Annotated in this window: 17 protein-coding genes; 3 read left to right on the top strand and 14 right to left on the bottom strand. The window is 43.2% G+C overall.

Annotated features, from left to right (window positions below; all coding sequences use genetic code 11):
- The 9 genes from nrfD to HY035_07910 all read right to left on the bottom strand — a co-directional run.
- Window positions 1-459: polysulfide reductase NrfD (gene nrfD / locus HY035_07950; protein MBI3378314.1), on the bottom strand; the 459-nt coding region annotated here is incomplete at its 3' end.
- Window positions 460-495: 36 nt separating this feature from the next.
- Window positions 496-1,320, bottom strand: coding sequence for a 4Fe-4S dicluster domain-containing protein (locus tag HY035_07945; protein MBI3378313.1), 825 nt, complete (start codon window positions 1,318-1,320; stop codon window positions 496-498).
- Window positions 1,317-1,715, bottom strand: coding sequence for a sulfate reduction electron transfer complex DsrMKJOP subunit DsrJ (gene dsrJ / locus HY035_07940; GenBank protein ID MBI3378312.1), 399 nt, complete (start codon window positions 1,713-1,715; stop codon window positions 1,317-1,319). The genes HY035_07945 and dsrJ overlap by 4 nt, the downstream gene beginning before the upstream one ends.
- A 5-nt stretch (window positions 1,716-1,720) precedes the next feature.
- Window positions 1,721-3,337 (bottom strand): (Fe-S)-binding protein, encoded by a 1,617-nt coding sequence (locus HY035_07935; GenBank protein ID MBI3378311.1) that lies wholly within the window; start codon window positions 3,335-3,337, stop codon window positions 1,721-1,723.
- Between the two features lie 3 nt (window positions 3,338-3,340).
- Window positions 3,341-4,330, bottom strand: coding sequence for a sulfate reduction electron transfer complex DsrMKJOP subunit DsrM (gene dsrM, locus HY035_07930; protein ID MBI3378310.1), 990 nt, complete (start codon window positions 4,328-4,330; stop codon window positions 3,341-3,343).
- On the bottom strand, window positions 4,327-4,899 hold the full coding sequence (locus tag HY035_07925; GenBank protein ID MBI3378309.1) for an RsbRD N-terminal domain-containing protein: 573 nt from the start codon (window positions 4,897-4,899) through the stop codon (window positions 4,327-4,329). The genes dsrM and HY035_07925 overlap by 4 nt, the downstream gene beginning before the upstream one ends.
- Before the next feature lie 133 nt (window positions 4,900-5,032).
- Window positions 5,033-5,368: a TusE/DsrC/DsvC family sulfur relay protein gene (locus HY035_07920; GenBank protein ID MBI3378308.1), complete on the bottom strand. Its 336-nt coding sequence runs from the start codon at window positions 5,366-5,368 to the stop codon at window positions 5,033-5,035.
- Between the two features lie 216 nt (window positions 5,369-5,584).
- Window positions 5,585-5,971 carry a hypothetical protein gene (locus tag HY035_07915; GenBank protein MBI3378307.1) on the bottom strand — a complete coding sequence of 129 codons (387 nt, stop codon included), beginning with the start codon at window positions 5,969-5,971 and terminating at the stop codon, window positions 5,585-5,587.
- A gap of 4 nt (window positions 5,972-5,975) precedes the next feature.
- Complete coding sequence (locus HY035_07910) at window positions 5,976-6,458, bottom strand: adenosine-specific kinase (protein ID MBI3378306.1); 483 nt, start codon at window positions 6,456-6,458, stop codon at window positions 5,976-5,978.
- A gap of 249 nt (window positions 6,459-6,707) precedes the next feature.
- Here HY035_07910 and HY035_07905 point away from each other — a divergent pair, with 249 nt between their 5' ends.
- From HY035_07905 to HY035_07895, 3 genes are read left to right on the top strand one after another with little or no spacing between them, the layout of a single operon-like run.
- Window positions 6,708-7,322, top strand: a complete 615-nt coding sequence (locus HY035_07905) for a DUF4390 domain-containing protein (protein ID MBI3378305.1) — start codon at window positions 6,708-6,710, stop codon at window positions 7,320-7,322.
- Complete coding sequence (locus HY035_07900; protein ID MBI3378304.1) at window positions 7,319-9,364, top strand: HAMP domain-containing protein; 2,046 nt, start codon at window positions 7,319-7,321, stop codon at window positions 9,362-9,364. The genes HY035_07905 and HY035_07900 overlap by 4 nt, the downstream gene beginning before the upstream one ends.
- A 34-nt stretch (window positions 9,365-9,398) precedes the next feature.
- Window positions 9,399-10,730, top strand: coding sequence for a sigma-54-dependent Fis family transcriptional regulator (locus HY035_07895; GenBank protein MBI3378303.1), 1,332 nt, complete (start codon window positions 9,399-9,401; stop codon window positions 10,728-10,730).
- 24 nt (window positions 10,731-10,754) lie between these two features.
- Here the strand turns inward: HY035_07895 and pyk are convergent, their stop codons facing one another.
- The 5 genes from pyk to hisC all read right to left on the bottom strand — a co-directional run bounded on the left by pyk (window position 10,755) and on the right by hisC (window position 16,246).
- Window positions 10,755-12,173, bottom strand: a complete 1,419-nt coding sequence (pyk, locus tag HY035_07890) for a pyruvate kinase (GenBank protein ID MBI3378302.1) — start codon at window positions 12,171-12,173, stop codon at window positions 10,755-10,757.
- Between the two features lie 23 nt (window positions 12,174-12,196).
- Complete coding sequence (gene nadB, locus HY035_07885) at window positions 12,197-13,813, bottom strand: L-aspartate oxidase (protein MBI3378301.1); 1,617 nt, start codon at window positions 13,811-13,813, stop codon at window positions 12,197-12,199.
- 36 nt (window positions 13,814-13,849) lie between these two features.
- A complete protein-coding gene (locus tag HY035_07880) occupies window positions 13,850-14,512 on the bottom strand; it encodes an HAD-IA family hydrolase (protein ID MBI3378300.1) in 663 nt (220 codons plus the stop codon).
- Between the two features lie 27 nt (window positions 14,513-14,539).
- Window positions 14,540-15,127 (bottom strand): imidazoleglycerol-phosphate dehydratase HisB, encoded by a 588-nt coding sequence (gene hisB / locus HY035_07875; GenBank protein ID MBI3378299.1) that lies wholly within the window; start codon window positions 15,125-15,127, stop codon window positions 14,540-14,542.
- 81 nt (window positions 15,128-15,208) lie between these two features.
- A complete protein-coding gene (gene hisC, locus HY035_07870; GenBank protein MBI3378298.1) occupies window positions 15,209-16,246 on the bottom strand; it encodes a histidinol-phosphate transaminase in 1,038 nt (345 codons plus the stop codon).
- Between the last annotated feature and the right edge of the window lie 57 nt (window positions 16,247-16,303).

The raw sequence follows: 16,303 nt of genomic DNA, 5'->3' as shown, positions 1-16,303 counted from the left end.
TTTTTTTTTTTTTTTTAGAACAACCCATCCGATAATTATATTTAAGGCAAGATAACCGCTTAAAACCATTGCATCCCAGAACATGACAGAGTTCGGAGTCGGATAAAGCAAGACATTCATAACCCTCATCGGCTGGCCCATATCAACAAAAATGAACAGCATACACATTATGACTGCTGATACAGCCAGAAACTCGCCGAGCACCGTGATTTTTGCAAACTGTTTGAAATTGTGCAGGTAGTATGGCAGAACAAGCATTACGCCGGATGCGGCTACGCCGACAAGGAATGTAAACTGCCCTATGTAGAGGCCCCATGAAACGTCCCTGCTAAGCCCTGTTATTGTAAGGCCAGTCTGAAACTGTCTGAGATAGTTAACGGTTCCTATGCCTATGAAAACGAGCAGGATAAAAATCCAGGTCCAGTATTTTTTGCTTCCGCTTAGAGCTTTTTCAAGCATTATAAGTTACCTCCTATTCCGAACAGGACATAATATTCATTTGATTTCAGGTACAACAGCATAGTCATTTCCTCCTATTATGTAGTAAATGTTCGGTTCTGTTCCGAGTTCCGGTTTGCGCCTGATGGTATGTTTCGAAGCGAGAATCTTTCTTATTTCGGATGCGGGATCCTCAAGATCGCCAAATACCAAGGCGCCGTTAGATTCTTCCACGCACGCAGGTTTTAGCCCTTTTGCAAGCCTTTCGTAACAGAAAGTGCATTTTTCCACAACACCTATAGTCCTTGTCGGGAATTCAGGATTCATGTATTCCTGCAGGTTTTTGGCAAGTCTTGGATTTTTGTAGTTAAAGCTCCTTGCGCCAAAGGGGCAAGCTGCCATGCAGAATCTGCATCCGATACACCTGTGCATGTCCTGCATAACAATTCCGTCCTTTCGCTTGAAAGTGGCTTTTGTAGGACAGACCCTTACACATGCAGGATTATCACAGTGGTTGCAGAGCAGCAGAAAAGGCTTGTGTTTCATATCCTCAGCCATAAATTTATGTTCCTGTCCGGGGAAAGAATGCTCAAAGGTTTCAGTCCATATCCACTTTACCTCGTCTTTTGTATTGCTGAAGTCCGGAACATTGTGAATGCGGTGACAGGCTTCTGTAACTCTCTTGATGTTTTCCTCTGATTTGAGTTTGCTCATGTCAATAGCTATTCCCCATTTCTTTCCTGTGAGGGCATCGGTATTCGGCGCGGTCTGAGCAGCCTCGATCACGCCTTTCCGCAATCCGCCCGCAAGCGCTGTGCCTCCAATACCGGCTATCGTAGAAATTCCTGCTATCTTTAAAAATTCTCTTCTGTTCATGCTCATGACTTCTTCTCCTTTGGCGCTATATGGCAATCCCAGCAGTATGGTTTTACAGCCATGTAGTTATGACATTTATCACAGAAATCCTTTTTGTTAGAGTGGCATTTCATGCATCCGTTCTGAAGGCTCTTTTCGTATTTATGTCCGCTGATGATTATCTGGTCTCTGTCTCCATTACGCACAACAGCATCTCTCCAGCTATTAAGTATCTGCATGTGTTCTGCCCTCATCAACTCCTTGGGCTCAACGCATTTCTTATCTTCAAGTTTCTGGATTTCAGGCGTGTCAATTTTAAGTTCAGGTTTAGCGCTGACCTTGCCCATGTTGAGATAGAATGGGGATGCAAAAAGGGCGGCAAAGACAATCAAGCCAACGAATATCTTTCCTCCGTCATAGATCTTCATTATTCTTTAGCCTCCTTTTCAGGTAATGGTTCAAGACGCAAATCCTGTGTCCTTTCCTTTTCACCTGTCATTACAAGGGCATTCCCCACCAGTTCATGAAGTCCTGCTACCTGCACATCAGGCGCCCAGTATTCCATTAATGCCTTTAAAGTTGCCCTGTCAATTGCGCAGATATTTGCCAGCATGTTTACGCCATAATTATCCCGGACGTATTTAACAGCATTGGCTCTGGGAAAACCGCCCCTCATCCTGAGGTCCATATTTTCGGATGCGTTCAGGCCTGTGCCGCTGCCGCAGCAGAAGGTTTTTTCCCTTATGGTGTCTTCAGGCATTTCATGGAAGTGGTTGCATACATTCCGCAGAACGTATCTTGGTTCATCAAGAATTCCCATTCCTCTTGCTGTATTACACGAGTCATGCCATGTAACCTTGAGGTGGTTGTTCCTGCCCGGGTCCAGTTTCAGCTTCCCGTTCTTGATAAGGTCAGCTGTGAATTCTGCTATATGAACCATCTTTGTGGATTTTGCATTCTCAAATTTTGTGCCTGTTATAGGAGAAACAGGCTCCTCAAGGAAATCAGCCGGGCCGTTCCATGTATCCATGTACTGATTTACAATCCTCCACATATGGCCGCATTCTCCTCCAATGATCCATTTCACGCCAAGCCTCTTTGCCTCCGCATAAATCTTTGCATTGAGCCTTTTTGCCATCTCATTGGAAGTAAATAACCCGAAGTTGCCTCCTTCAGAGGCGTATGTGCTCCAGGTGTAGTCAAGGCCCAGTTCATGGAAAAGCATAAGGTAGCCCATAGCGGTATAAGTGCCGGGGTCGGCAAAGAGATCGCCTGATGGGGTTACAAAAAGGATCTCTGCTCCTTTTCTATTGAAAGTAGGCTTAATCTTTATGCCTGTTATTGTCTCTATGTCGTCAAGGAAGAATTCCATACTGTTTTTGATTGTATGGGGCTCAAGACCGAGGTGGTTGCCTTTCATGTAGCAATTGGCAACAGGCCCTGAAATCCAGTCTGTGTTCAATCCAAGCAGATTCATAAGTTCTCTTCCCACCATCGTTATCTCAGCCTGATCAATTCCGTATGGACAGAAGACTGAACAGCGGCGGCACTCTGTACACTGGTAATAGTAATACCATATCTCTTTTAAGACATCTAAGGTTAACTCCCTTGCGCCGGCAATCTTGCCAAGCATTTTGCCTGATGCAGTAAAATATTTTCTGTAAATCGACCTGAGAAGCTCTGCCCTTAATACCGGCATATTCTTCGGGTCTCCTCCGCCTATGAAGAAATGACACTTATCAGCGCAGGCGCCGCACCTGACGCAAATGTCCATAAACAGTTTGAAAGAACGGTACTTGCTTAGCCTGTCTTTTATGCCTTCAAGGACAATCTCCTGCCAGTTTTCCGGGAGCTTCCAGTCTTCCTCTGCGGGAGACCAGTCGCGCGCATTCGGGAATTCAACAACATTGAGGTTTTTGCCTTTTGCACCCCAGCAGAAGGTGTGTTCCTTGAATTCAGCGGGTGTGTCCAACCATCCTTTTTTAGGCGGCTTGTAGTCTATCTTTGAAAGCTCGTCTGGTTTTGCAGTAAATTTTGTTGCCATGCGTCACTCCTTTTCTACAGGTATTCCGGCTTTTTTCATTTTTTCCCTGAAATCATTCTCATATTCCTCATATGTGTGGACATGCACCGGATAATTCCATGGATTTATATGTCTTGCTATACGGCTGTTGTTCACCATATTTCTTGTAGGGCTGAGGAAGACCCCGGCCATATGCATGAGCTTGCTTAACGGGAAGTAGGCAAGCAATATGCTTATCAAAAAAAGGTGGATATAAAAAATTACGCCGATACTCTGGGGTATCACAGGGTTTAAGCTTACAAGCCCCATAGCGAGTTCTTTCACGCCCACAATATGCACCTTGTAGAAATATCTCATCAACACGCCTGATGCGGCTATCCCAAGTATCAGAAAAAGCGGGAAGTAGTCGGCAGCGAGAGATATGTATTTTATCTGTGGTATGAAAACTCTCCTGAGAAACAGATATGTTACAGCCCCGAGAAGAACGACATCTGTCATGTAAAGCAGGGGAACACCCACCTGCAGAAAACTATCAAGCCCCTCAATCGTTTTTATAAAGGAAGGGGTATCCTGTAGAAATAATCTGAAGTGCCTGACAAAAATAATCAGGAATGACCAGTGAAACGCCAAACCTGCCAGCCAGAGCCATTTAGCCTCCCCATATACAAGTCTGCCTTCCTTGAGTTGTGTCTTTAAGTTTCTGAAGAGTGAGCGGAATAACAGCACTTCAAGCGCCATCCTGATGACGACGCCTGCGGCGCTTGACGGGTTTTCAATCTTGCTCTGTTTTATCCACGGCAGGGATTCCTGTTGTCCGCAGGTTGTAGGTATGCGGAACGGCACAGGAGAGCTTCCCCATTTCAGCACGCGGTAGATGAATCCCAGAATAAATATTGCGATTGCAATATAGGGGATGACAACTCCAAAAAGGAATTGAAGGTTTGCTATTTTCACCCCTGCGTAGGCAGACAGAACAAGCGCGATAACAGCAAAGAAGGAAAATAGGATTCTCATTTCTTTACCTCTCCTCTTTTTATTTTTAGATTAATATTTCCTGCGAGATCAGGTTCCTCTCCATTAGTGTCATTTATCAGGTTAGCCATTTGCATGAGCCTGAAGGTGCTCCTTTTAACTTCATTAGCCTTTATGTCGTAAATCTTTTCCCTGCACTTCATGTAAATATCAAATGCTGAAAGTGCGAGGCCGTCGATTTCAGATTCAAGGGAGAGGATTTCATCCGAAAGATGGTTCCCGGCTATTTCAGCGGCGAGTTCTTCTCTGATGATTCTCTTCAAGGGGAAGATAAAAGAGAGCGCCTGAGAGGGTGTGAAATCCTGAACTGCCCTTATTCTCACAATGTCATCAAGGAACTGAGAAGTCTTTTCCTTATTGAGGCCTCTGAGGAGTTCATCAAATATATCTTCTATCCCCTGAGAGATGGTTGACCCTGTCGGATTGGCAAATCTGTTATTTCGATTCTTTAAAAAACTTGCGGTGTCAGGAGGGTATGTCTCTATTATTACATCAAACCATTTCTCCAGAATGGAAGCCTTTTTATCTGCTAAGAGGCTGTTCAGTCTCATGTCTGGCTTTGTTCCCTCCCGGTAACTCTTTGGCTCGGTGGAGATTAAACTCCCGCACAAACATCATCAGTATTTTCCTAAAGAGATAAAAATGAGAAGTAAGAGGCGGAAAACCTCTTACTTCTTTAATTCCTTATACGCAACCTGTTGGTTTTGGAAGCCCTGCATACTTACATGCCTGCTTTGCAGGCCCGCCCGGATAAAGTTCGTAAAGGTACTTTGTGTTGCCTTTTTCAGGCCCCATAGCCTTTCCGATCTCTTTAACGAGAATCTTTATCATGGGCGCAATCTGATACTGCTTGTAGTAGTCTCTGAGGAAGTTAATTACTTCCCAGTGAGCCTCTGTCAGTGTAACACCGTCCTGTGACGCCACTTGTACGGCAAGTTCCTTACTCCAGTCGTCAAGATTAATAATATATCCGTCATCATCAACCTCAATCTGTTTCCCCTGAAATTCCATCGTTGGCATTTTTACGTCCCTCCTTTTTGCTGAAAATTTTCCTTGTTAAATATAAGTAGGGGAGAAATCTCCCGCTCAATATTTGCCTTAACTTCCCAATAATCCCTTCTTACAGGATAAAAATGATTATTTGAAGGCAATCAGATTCCCAATTGAACTATAAACACTAATATATCTTTACGTATTCGGTCAAATAAAAAAAAGTTATTGGCAAATTATATTTATTTATCCTCGCTTGCTGTTTTCCTTACCGCTTTGCGCTTTATTTTCCACTTTAATGAACAGGAGGTTTTCGCTTGTCCGTAAGCCTTTCTTTATACTTTCTATTAATTGATGGCTTCCTTGATCATAGTGAAAAGATTCTGTTTTATAGTCTACGTCCGGCGTTAGTGTCCATGCTTTTTCCCAATCACCGTTACAGGCAAATACCAGGGCATCAACGTAAGCCTCACCGAGATTGTGGCCTGAGCGGTCGAAGACGTATGCTGCTCCGCATTTACATTTCCCGCCTGTGAAAACATTTCCAAGCCCGGTCTTTATATCCTCAGGCTTTTTAAACGACTTGCCGCAGAATGGACATAATGCTTCTTTGACCCTGCCGCTGATTCGCATGGTTTTACAGTTTGTATCCGATCTTTCTTAGAAATTCTTTTCTGTGAGCCTTATCTTCAGGCGTCTCTATGCCTTTCGGCCCTAAACCGTCAACGACTCCCAGTACCCCGTTTCCGTGGGATAGAGCGGCTACAACAACTTCAACGGGATTTGCCGTTGCACAGAATATGCTGCATACTTCAGGACAGTTTTTAATCTGGCTGAGCACATTTATAGGATAGGCTCCGCGCATTAGTATGCAGAATACATGTCCGGCGCCAAGCGCCTGAAGGTTTTTGATGCAGGCATCTATAAGCCCGTTGTCGTTACCCTCTGTCCTTATCAGGCACGGGCCTGATGCCTCAGCGAATGCGATTCCGAAATTTGAATGCGGAACGGTTGTCACTACAATCTCATAAAGGTCTTCCGCTGTTTTTATAAAATGTGTCTGTCCTATTATGACATTGCAGTTTTCGGGAATGTCTATCTTTATAATTTTAAGTTCCATAACTCCTCTTCTTTAAGAAGTTTTAAGTTGGAAGTTGAAAATTAATAGTTATTATAACTTTACACTTTTAACTTTAAACTCTCAACTGCTGTCTGTATGGCCGAAAAATAGACATAGAAAGTTGTCATTGCGAGTGAAACGAAGCAATCTCGCCTTTTGCGATGAGATTGCCACGAACCCTTCGGGTTCTCGCAATGACGGGTAATTCAAGCGTTTATAGTTCTATGTCTATTTTTCGGGTATGGTATAATGAGAATAAATTTTTTCAGAGGAGATGTCAAGGCTAAATTGATAGACAGGAGATGGCAGGTTGCTTTTTGTTTTTTATTTTTTTTGGGGTGTTTGTTGTTTTCCCCTTCTATAGCAAGGTGCGCTGAGATAATCGGTCCGGAAACGAAGATCGTAAACAACGAAATATATGTTACAACAGGGCTTATCCTTGATGAAAAACAACTGAAGGATCTGAAAAACGGGATAGCAAAAGAGATTACATTTTATATAGACCTGTTCAGGGCTTGGAATATGTGGCCTGATGAGTTTGTTCTGGGAAAGCATATAGTTAAAACGCTGCGGGTTGATCCAATCAAGAAGGAGTATGTGGCGACATCATCAGACGGTATGACAGTAATAGAAAAACGGTTCAATGAACTCGATTCATTGTTAAGGTGGTCATTAAATAGCGGGGATATGAAGCTTACAAATACAAGAGAACTCGAGCCGGCCGACTATTTTGTCCGAATAACAGTGGAGTCCAGATTAAGAAAGCTCCCTCCTGTTATAAGTTATCTGTTTTTCTTTGTGCCGGAAAAGGAATTCACCAAAGTCAAGGACTCTTCAAAATTCAGTGTGGGGCAGGGGAAATGAAAAATCTTAGAAACGGACTGCTATTCTTAGGTTTTTTTATTTTTATAATTGCCGCTTTAGCGATTGAGCTGCATTACATCAGGCTTGAAACGGTGTCGTTTTTGACAATAGTAATCCTTCTGGTTCTTCTGAACCTGAATATAATTGCGCTTCTGACCCTGATATTTTTTGTCGGCAAGAGCCTTATAAAGCTCTACATAGAGAGAAAACAGAAAATTCTTGGTTATAAATTCAAGACAAAGATTGTCGTAATATTTGTTGTGCTTACGTCCATACCTGCGGCGCTTTTATTCTTTGTGGCAAGCGGGCTTGTTACAAATTACATAGACAAATTTCTGACCCCCCAGTTCAGGCAGCCTCTTACCAGTTCACTTAATGTTGCTAAGTCTGTTTATGAGATGGAAAGGCAGAGGGCTATGGAATTTGCAAGGGCAGTTGTGTCAGGTGAAAAGTCTGCTTCGGGCTACAGGACAATTCGTATGAACAAAAACCCTGAAAATCCTACGGAGACGATTAAGGCTGCATTTGACGGGAAAGAGGGGACAGAGGTCATATCCGGCGAAAGTGGAGATACCATAAGGGCAGCCGTTCCGGAATATTCCCAAGGGAAAATGACAGGCATTATAATTATTGAAACCACTCTGCCAAAAGATATTGCGGTCAATGTTGAAAAGGTAAAAAGCGCATACGAAGACTATTTGAACATGGAATCATGGAAAGTGCCCTTGAAGATGAACTACCTTTTAATCCTTGCCTTCTTTACGTTGATTGTAGTGTTCATGGCCCTCTGGGTGGCGCTGAGGATTGCAAAAGGGATTACGGACCCTATACAGAGCCTTGCTCAGGCCACAGAGGAAGTTGCATCAGGAAATCTTGATGTCCGCCTTAATCTCAGAAGGGAAGATGAGATAGGGCTGCTGATAAATTCTTTCAACCATATGGTGTCCGGATTGAAGGAAGGGAAAGAGACGCTCCAGAAGGCTTATGTGAAATCCGACAGGGAAAGGCTCTGGATGGAGAACATACTTGCGAATATTAATTCCGGTGTTGTGTTCCTTGATGTGCACGGCAGGATACTGACAATCAACGTTGCTGCATGCTCTATATTGAATGTAACAGTTCAAAACGTGATTAATAAAAACTACAAGGAACTGACGGCAATAATTGCATCGGAAGAGCTTAATGCTCTTATCAGCGGGATAATAATTAAAGACCTCAAAAGCATAGAGAAAGATGTAAGGGTGACAGTCGGAGACAAAAGGCTTATACTGAGGGTCTTTGTTACCACTCTCAGGGATAAGGCATCAACGCCGATAGGGTTGTTAGTAGTCTTTGACGATCTTACTGATGTCATAAAAGCTCAAAAGGCAATTGCATGGGAAGAAGTTGCAAGGAGAATAGCGCATGAGATAAAGAATCCGCTTACGCCTATAAAGCTTTCAACAGAAAGAATGATGAAGAAGTGGGAGCAGAAGGATAAGGATTTCGACCAGATATTTGAACGCTCCACAAGGACCATAGTGAATGAGGTTGACAGCCTTAAGAGGCTTGTTGATGAGTTCTCAAGATTTGGCAAGATGCCTGAGATAAAAAAGAGGCCGACAAGTCTTGCAAGTATAATAAATGAGGCGCTGGAACTCTTTAAGGATTATAAGGGATTTAATATAAAAGTGGTACTGCCGCTGCCGGACGATGTGCCGCCTGTTGAAATGGATGGAGAGCAGTTCAAGCGGGTGATGATTAATATTTTTGACAATGCATTTCAGGCGATGGGGAATAGTGGTAATATAGAACTTAAAGTGCATATGGATAAGGCGGCAAACAGGGTTTTTATGGACATTGCGGACGACGGTCCCGGAATGAAGGAAGATGATAAAGACAAAATATTTCTTCCTTATTTCTCTACAAAAAAGGACGGCACAGGGCTGGGACTGGCTATTGCAAACAAAATTGTTATGGAACACAGGGGATATATCAGGGTAAGAGACAATAACCCTAAGGGCACAATCTTTACTATAGAACTGCCAATAAGAGATATATAGGCTTAGAAGGAGAGGTAAAGTGTCAAAACCTGTAATTTTTATAGTGGACGATGAAGAAGGAATAAGAGAAAGCCTGTCAGGCATACTGGAAGATGATGGTTATGATGTTTTAACTGCAGACTCAGGGGAGGAAGCAGTAAAGATACTCAGGGAGACTTCCCCTGATCTTATTTTTCTGGATATATGGCTTACCGGCATGGATGGAATTAAAACACTGCAGGAGATAAAGGCGATGAAGCCCGATGTCCCGGTAATAATGATATCAGGGCACGGCAGTATTGAACTTGCAGTGAAAGCCACACAAATAGGCGCATATGATTTTCTTGAAAAACCGCTTTCTCTCGAAAGGGTGCTTCTTGTGTCAAAGAGGGCGATTGAAAAGAGGACGCTTGAGAGAGAGAACATTACACTTCGGGAGAATCTGACAAAAAAATGGAAGCTTGTAGGTGAATCACAGAAAATAAGAGATTTGCGGGAACAGATAGAGATGGCTGCACGGAGCAACAGCCGTGTTCTGATATTCGGAGAAAGCGGTACCGGCAAAGAAGTTGCTGCAAGACTCCTGCATGAAAAAAGCCCGAGGGCCGGGAAGCCTTTTATTGAGGTAAATTGCGCTGCCATTCCGCAGGAACTCATAGAGAGCGAGCTTTTCGGGCATGAGAAGGGCTCTTTCACAGGCGCATTTGAAAAAAAGAACGGAAAATTTGAACTTGCTGACGGAGGGACATTATTTCTTGACGAGATAGGCGACATGTCACTTCAGACTCAGGCAAAGGTTCTGCGCGTAATTGAGACTCAGGAGTTTCAGCGGGTAGGGGGAAACAAGAATATAAATGTTGACGTCAGGATAATTGCAGCCACTAATAAAGACCTCAGGGAAGAAGTAAAGAAGGGCAGTTTCAGAGAAGACCTTTTCTTCAGGCTGAATGTTATCCCTCTGTTTGTTCCGCCTTTGAGGGAAAGAAAAGAGGACATACCGCTTCTTGTTGAATACTTTCTTGATTCTCTTGCGGCAGAATACGGCAAGCCTCCCAGAAAGATACTGCCCGAGGCCTTGAAATATCTGCAGTCATACGGCTGGCCCGGAAATGTCAGAGAACTTAAGAATGTCATAGAGAGGCTTGTTATAATGACGCCTTCAAATATAATAGACGCCAGGAATCTCTTTATCCCGGTTGAACACGACGGCTCCGACTATTTCCAATACAAAACGCTTAAGGATGCGAGAGACGCCTTTGAGAAGGACTATATCACGAAGAAACTCGAGGAAAATAACTGGAATATATCAAGGACGGCGGAGATTCTGGATGTGGAAAGAAGCAACCTGCACCGCAAGATTAAGGCTTATGAAATAAAAGTCCCTTGAGACTTTTGCAAGAGCCTCCCTTAGCTACGAAATTTTGTGCAGCTTCATAAGATTTGTTGTACCGCGTTTCATGAGTGGCGAGCCTGCGGTTATGACTATATTATCACCTTTTTTTGCTATCTTGGAGGCAATCAGTAATTTTTCAACCTTCTGAATCATATTATCCGTGTTAGATACATGAGATATGAGCATCGGCGTAACTCCCCAGTAAAGAGACATCCTTCGCTTAACATTGTCATGAGGAGTAACGCCTATTATCGGCACTTCAGGCCTGAACTTGGATACAAGCCTTGCAGTAAATCCCGATTGAGTGAATGCAACTATGGCCTTTGCGTGAATATCCCCGGCTGCAGTGCATGCCGCTTCGGCAACAGCGCCTGAAAAATCAGAGAAGAGCATGGCAAAGCCGGAATAATCATGTCTGGCTAAGGATTGGGATTCTGTATATCTTATAATCCTGGCCATCATCTTTACTGCATTTACAGGATATTTCCCTGTCGCTGTCTCTGCGGAGAGCATAAGCGCATCACTTCCGTCTATGACAGCGTTTGCAACATCTGTTGCCTCTGCCCTTGTCGGCCTTAAATGTTCTGTCATTGACTCAAGCATCTGTGTTGCTGTTATTACAAGCTTTCCTTTTTCATTGGCTTTGCTGATAAGCATCTTCTGTATTATTGGAACCTCTTCAGGCGATATCTCAACTCCGAGGTCTCCCCTTGCAATCATTATTCCGTCTGCCTCATCAAGTATGCTGTCAATATCATCAATAGCCTCAGGCTTTTCAATCTTTGCTATGAGAGGCAGCGATGTGTGTCTTTTTTTTAGCCATTCCTTCACAACTCTTACGTCACTTGCGCTTCTTACAAATGACAGCGCTGCATAATCAACACCGATTGTTAATCCAAAGCTGAGGTCGTTTTTATCTTTATCTGTGAAGGACGGCAAGGTTGTTTTTACATGAGGGAGATTGACTCCTTTTTTATTCTTTAAAACACCTCCCTCAACAATTTTCACTCTTAATCCGTCGCGGGTTTTGCCTGTTACATTTGCCTGAATCAAACCGTCATCAAAGAGTATCCTGTCGCCTGTCTTTATGTCTTTTCTTAACGCAGGATATGAAATGAATATGTGCTTGTCATTGCTGACATCGTTGCCGCTGTGCAGAAATATCTCTGTGCCTTTTTTAAGCTCTACTGAACCGTTGCTGACAAGCCCGACCCTGATCTTTATGCCCTGCAGGTCCTGCAGGATTGCTACTGCTTTTTTAAGGTTTCCGGATTCAGCCCTTATAAGTCCTGTAATCTTTTTGTAAGTAGCATGGTCGCCGTGAGAGAAATTTAATCTTGCAACATCCATTCCGTTTCTTATAAGAGAGCGTATTGTCTCACGGCTTGATGAAGCCGGGCCTATTGTGCAGACAATCTTGGTTTTACTGGTATTCATTATCACCTCTTTTGAGACATCTCTTATGCCAAGCTATATTTTATTCTATCATCTTCTCTGGACAGTGCAATATGTTTCTGCCAGTCTTGGCCCTTTTCCGGGAAATCAGACCTGTAATGCGCTCCCACGCTTCCTTTTCTGAGAGAGGCGGCCTCAGTGATCATCATTGCAACTGTAAGCATGTTTTTCAATTCAAGTTCACGCCTTGTGTAAAAGACCTTGTCAAGTATGAATGCCCATTCTGAAAGTTTTTTTCTCGCCTCTTCAAGAGACTCGCCGCATCTTATTATTCCAACCCTGTCCCACATGAGCTTTCTCAGTGTCATTCTTATTTCATCGTGTTCCGGGATGGTGTGATATGTATGCGGATAGTCTGAAACTCTGAACTCCGAACTCTCGCCTCGGCTCTCCTCGGCGAGTCCGCCCGAGTGCGGACGAGTCGCCCGGGGCGACTGAACTCCGAACTCAAGCGCTGCCTTTCCTGTACGCGCACCGTAGACAAGCCCTTCAAGCAGGCTGTTGCTTGCAAGCCTGTTTGCGCCGTGCACGCCTGTGCATGCTACTTCGCCTGCCGCATAGAGTCTTTTTATGCTTGTAACACCGTTGATGTCAGTTCTTACTCCTCCCATGATGTAATGGGCAGCCGGGGATACAGGTATCGGCTCGTTTGTTATGTCTACATTGTATCGAAGGCATGTAGAATAAATCTGAGGGAACCGTTTTCTGACAAAATCTTTTTCGAGATGGGTCATGTCAAGATACACATAGCTGCTTTCAGTTTTAACCATCTCTGAGATTATTGCCCTTGATACAATGTCTCTCGGCGCAAGTTCCGCATCGCGGTGATAATTTTTCATAAAATGTTCTTTGTTTATATTCCTTAAAATCGCCCCTTCACCTCTCATTGCCTCGCTGAGCAGAAACTGCGGGGCATACTGAGAGTAGAGGCTTGTGGGATGAAACTGAATAAATTCCATATCTTCAAGCTGAGCGCCTGCACGGAAGGCTATTGCCATGCCGTCTCCTGTTGCCACCATGGGGTTGGTTGTTCTTGCAAATATCTGTCCTGCGCCTCCTGTACAAAGGATGGTTGCCTTTGCAATGATTGCAGTCATTTTCCTGTCCTTCAGAATATATGCTCCACAGCATTCATCGTTTTTTATGATCAGGTCAACTGTAAATGCAAAAGGATATTTTTTTACCGACGGAAAAGAACGCACTTTGTTTAGAAGCACGCGCTCCAGTTCCTTGCCCGTTGAATCGCCTCTGGCGTGCAGGACTCTTTTCCTTGAATGAGCTCCTTCTATCGCAAAATCAAGTTTTGTCCCTTCCTTGTCAAATTCAGCGCCCCATGAAATAAGCTCAAGAATCCTTTCAGGGCCTTCCTCAACGAGAATCTTTACCGCGTCCTCGTTGCAGAGGCCGTCACCGGCCTTTAGCGTATCTTCAAAATGTATCCCGACTTTATCTTCATCGCTCAGCGCAACAGCTATGCCTCCCTGAGCATATTCTGTGCTGCTTTCTTTGGGCATATCTTTTGTTGCGACAAGGACGTTCCCGTGGGGCGCAAGCTCTATCGCAGCCCTCAGTCCAGCCACCCCGCTTCCAATAATTAGAAAATCAACGGTTTCTATGTCCATACGTTATTTGTTTATCAATATGCTTAAAATAATCTTTCACATCAATTCGCTAAAATCAAAAATATGCATAAAATCCTTTGACAGTTTTGGCTTGATTTTTGAATTAGCCTTTGCCTTGTGAATGATGTGTTTTAGCCCGTATTTCCTGGCTGTTTTCAGTACCTCCTCTGTGTCATCAACGAAGAGTGTCTTTTCCTTCTCAAATCCAAGCTTATTTTCAGCCTTTTTCCAGAATTCAAGCATCTCTTTTGGATAGCCCATTTCAAAAGATGTAATTGCTGCATCAAAATATTTGCCGAGTTCAGTTTTCTTAAATTTTAAATCCAAAACTTTATAATGTGCATTTGTAACAAGAAATATTTTCTTTTTCTGTTTTTTCAGCATCTTCAGAAAATCCTCTACATGCGGGTGAACCTCTATCATGTGCCGTATCTGTTCTTTGAGGGCAGGGATGTCAAGGTTAAGCTCTCTGGACCAGAAATCTATGTCTGTCCAGTTCAATGTGCCTTCGTGATGTTTATATTTCTTAAAAAGTTCTTCCTTAGCTTTGCCGAATGTCATGTCATGTTTTTCAGCATATTTCTCAGGTACAAGATGCTCCCAGAAGTAATCATCAAAATATTTATCAAGAAGAGTCCCGTCCATATCAAGGAGGACATATTTAATCTCATTGAGGGGGATTTTAGAGAGCAGTGGCATATCGGTTAGTCCCAATAATCAGGGTTCCTATATCATGCCCTTTGTAGTGGGGATGCTTTTAATTTTCCGATTTACTGAGACTGCTTCTCTGAGCGCCCTGCCAAGCCCTTTAAAAATTGCTTCAATAATATGATGTATGTTCCTTCCGTAAAGAGCGTTGACATGGAGCGTTATGCTGCTGTTACTTACGAAAGCCTGAAGGAAGTCTTCTATAAGGTCAGGGTCAAAGTCCTTCAGTTTGCTTTTTTTCGGGAATTCAACTTTATAAACAAAATAGGGCCTTCCGCTGATATCAATGCTTACCGAGGCGAGAGCTTCATCCATAGGCACAGATGCCTGTCCGTATCTCGCTATTCCTTTCATGTCTCCGACTGCCTGTTTGAGGGCCTTGCCGAGCACTATCCCGATGTCTTCCACAGTGTGATGGTCGTCAATATCTATATCGCCTTTTGCTTTCAGTTTAATATCAAACAGCCCGTGTTTACACATCAGGGAAAGCATATGGTCCAGAAACGGGATAGAGGTGTTTATTGAATAACTTCCCCTGCCGTCAAGATTCAAGTCCAGGGAGATATTTGTTTCTTTTGTCTTTCTCTTAATCAATGCCTTTCTCATTCAGCCCTCCTGAGCATTTCAGATAAGGAATTATAATGTTTTTTGAGGTTTTTAGGAAGGGGAAAGTAAGATGTGCGTGTATTAAATAACGTTGATAAGCGCTTTCAGAAAAGCACTGTTTTCTCCGGGCGCGCCGACTGTTACCCTGAGACATCCATCTACAACGCCTTTCATATTCCTCACAAGCACGCCTCTTTTAAGAAGCCTATAATAGATTTTATCAGAATTCTTAACTTTGAATAATATAAAATTAGCCTCGGACGGATAGGGTTTTATTCCCTGTATCTTCCACAGTTCATTAAGAAGCCTCTCCATCTCAGAGGTAATAAGCCCTATGTGTAATTTTATTGTATTGGGGTTTTTAAGCAATGCCGCTGCAACTGCCTGTGAAATGGAATTAAGGTTAAACGGCAGCCTTACCTTATTAACCTCATTTATTATCTCTTTGCCGGCAATCATAAAGCCTACCCGCAATCCTGCAAAGCCTATCTTGCTCATGGTTCTGAGAATCACGAGATTTTTATAGTCGTTTAACATCGGCAGAAAACCTCTCTCGCTGGAAAACGGCTGATATGCCTCGTCAACAATAACAAGGCCTTTAGAGTCGGCGATTATTTTCAGGATTCTTTCCGAAGAAAAACAGTTGCCTGTGGGATTATTTGGAGAACTCAGGAATATAAGAGTCGGCTTATTTTTTTTAATTACGCTTAAAATCTCTTCCATATTTAGGTCAAATTCATCATCCAGCGGAACTTCTATTCTTTTTTCTCCGAGCGCCTGAGAGATAATGCCGTACATTGAAAACGTGGGAACAGGATACAGGACAGGCCCGCCGAAGACAGTTATGAGATAATATATAAGCTCATCAGAGCCGTTTCCAAAAAGGATATTCTCGGGATTCAGCCTCAGATTTTTTGCGATAATTTTTTTTAGAGTTTTTGCCTCAGGGTCAGGATAGCGGTTGGTTTTAATTGATTTTAAGATTTCATCAGTAATATCAAAACCATAAGGGCTTTCATTCGCATCAAGCTTCACCCTGCATGGAATCTCTTTTGCATTATACGCTCTGAGATTGCGGATGTCCGGACTGACAAGGCTCTTTATGCGTATCTTTTTCATCTAAAAAATTCCTTTAACTGTCATTCCTGCGAAAGCAGGAATCCAGAGGAAAGGAAC

It is taken from the genome of Nitrospirota bacterium (assembly GCA_016195565.1).
In the GTDB taxonomy this organism is placed as follows: domain Bacteria; phylum Nitrospirota; class Thermodesulfovibrionia; order Thermodesulfovibrionales; family UBA1546; genus UBA1546.
Note: the sequence above shows the minus strand (reverse complement) of the source record. Positions and strands in the feature narration are given on the sequence as shown.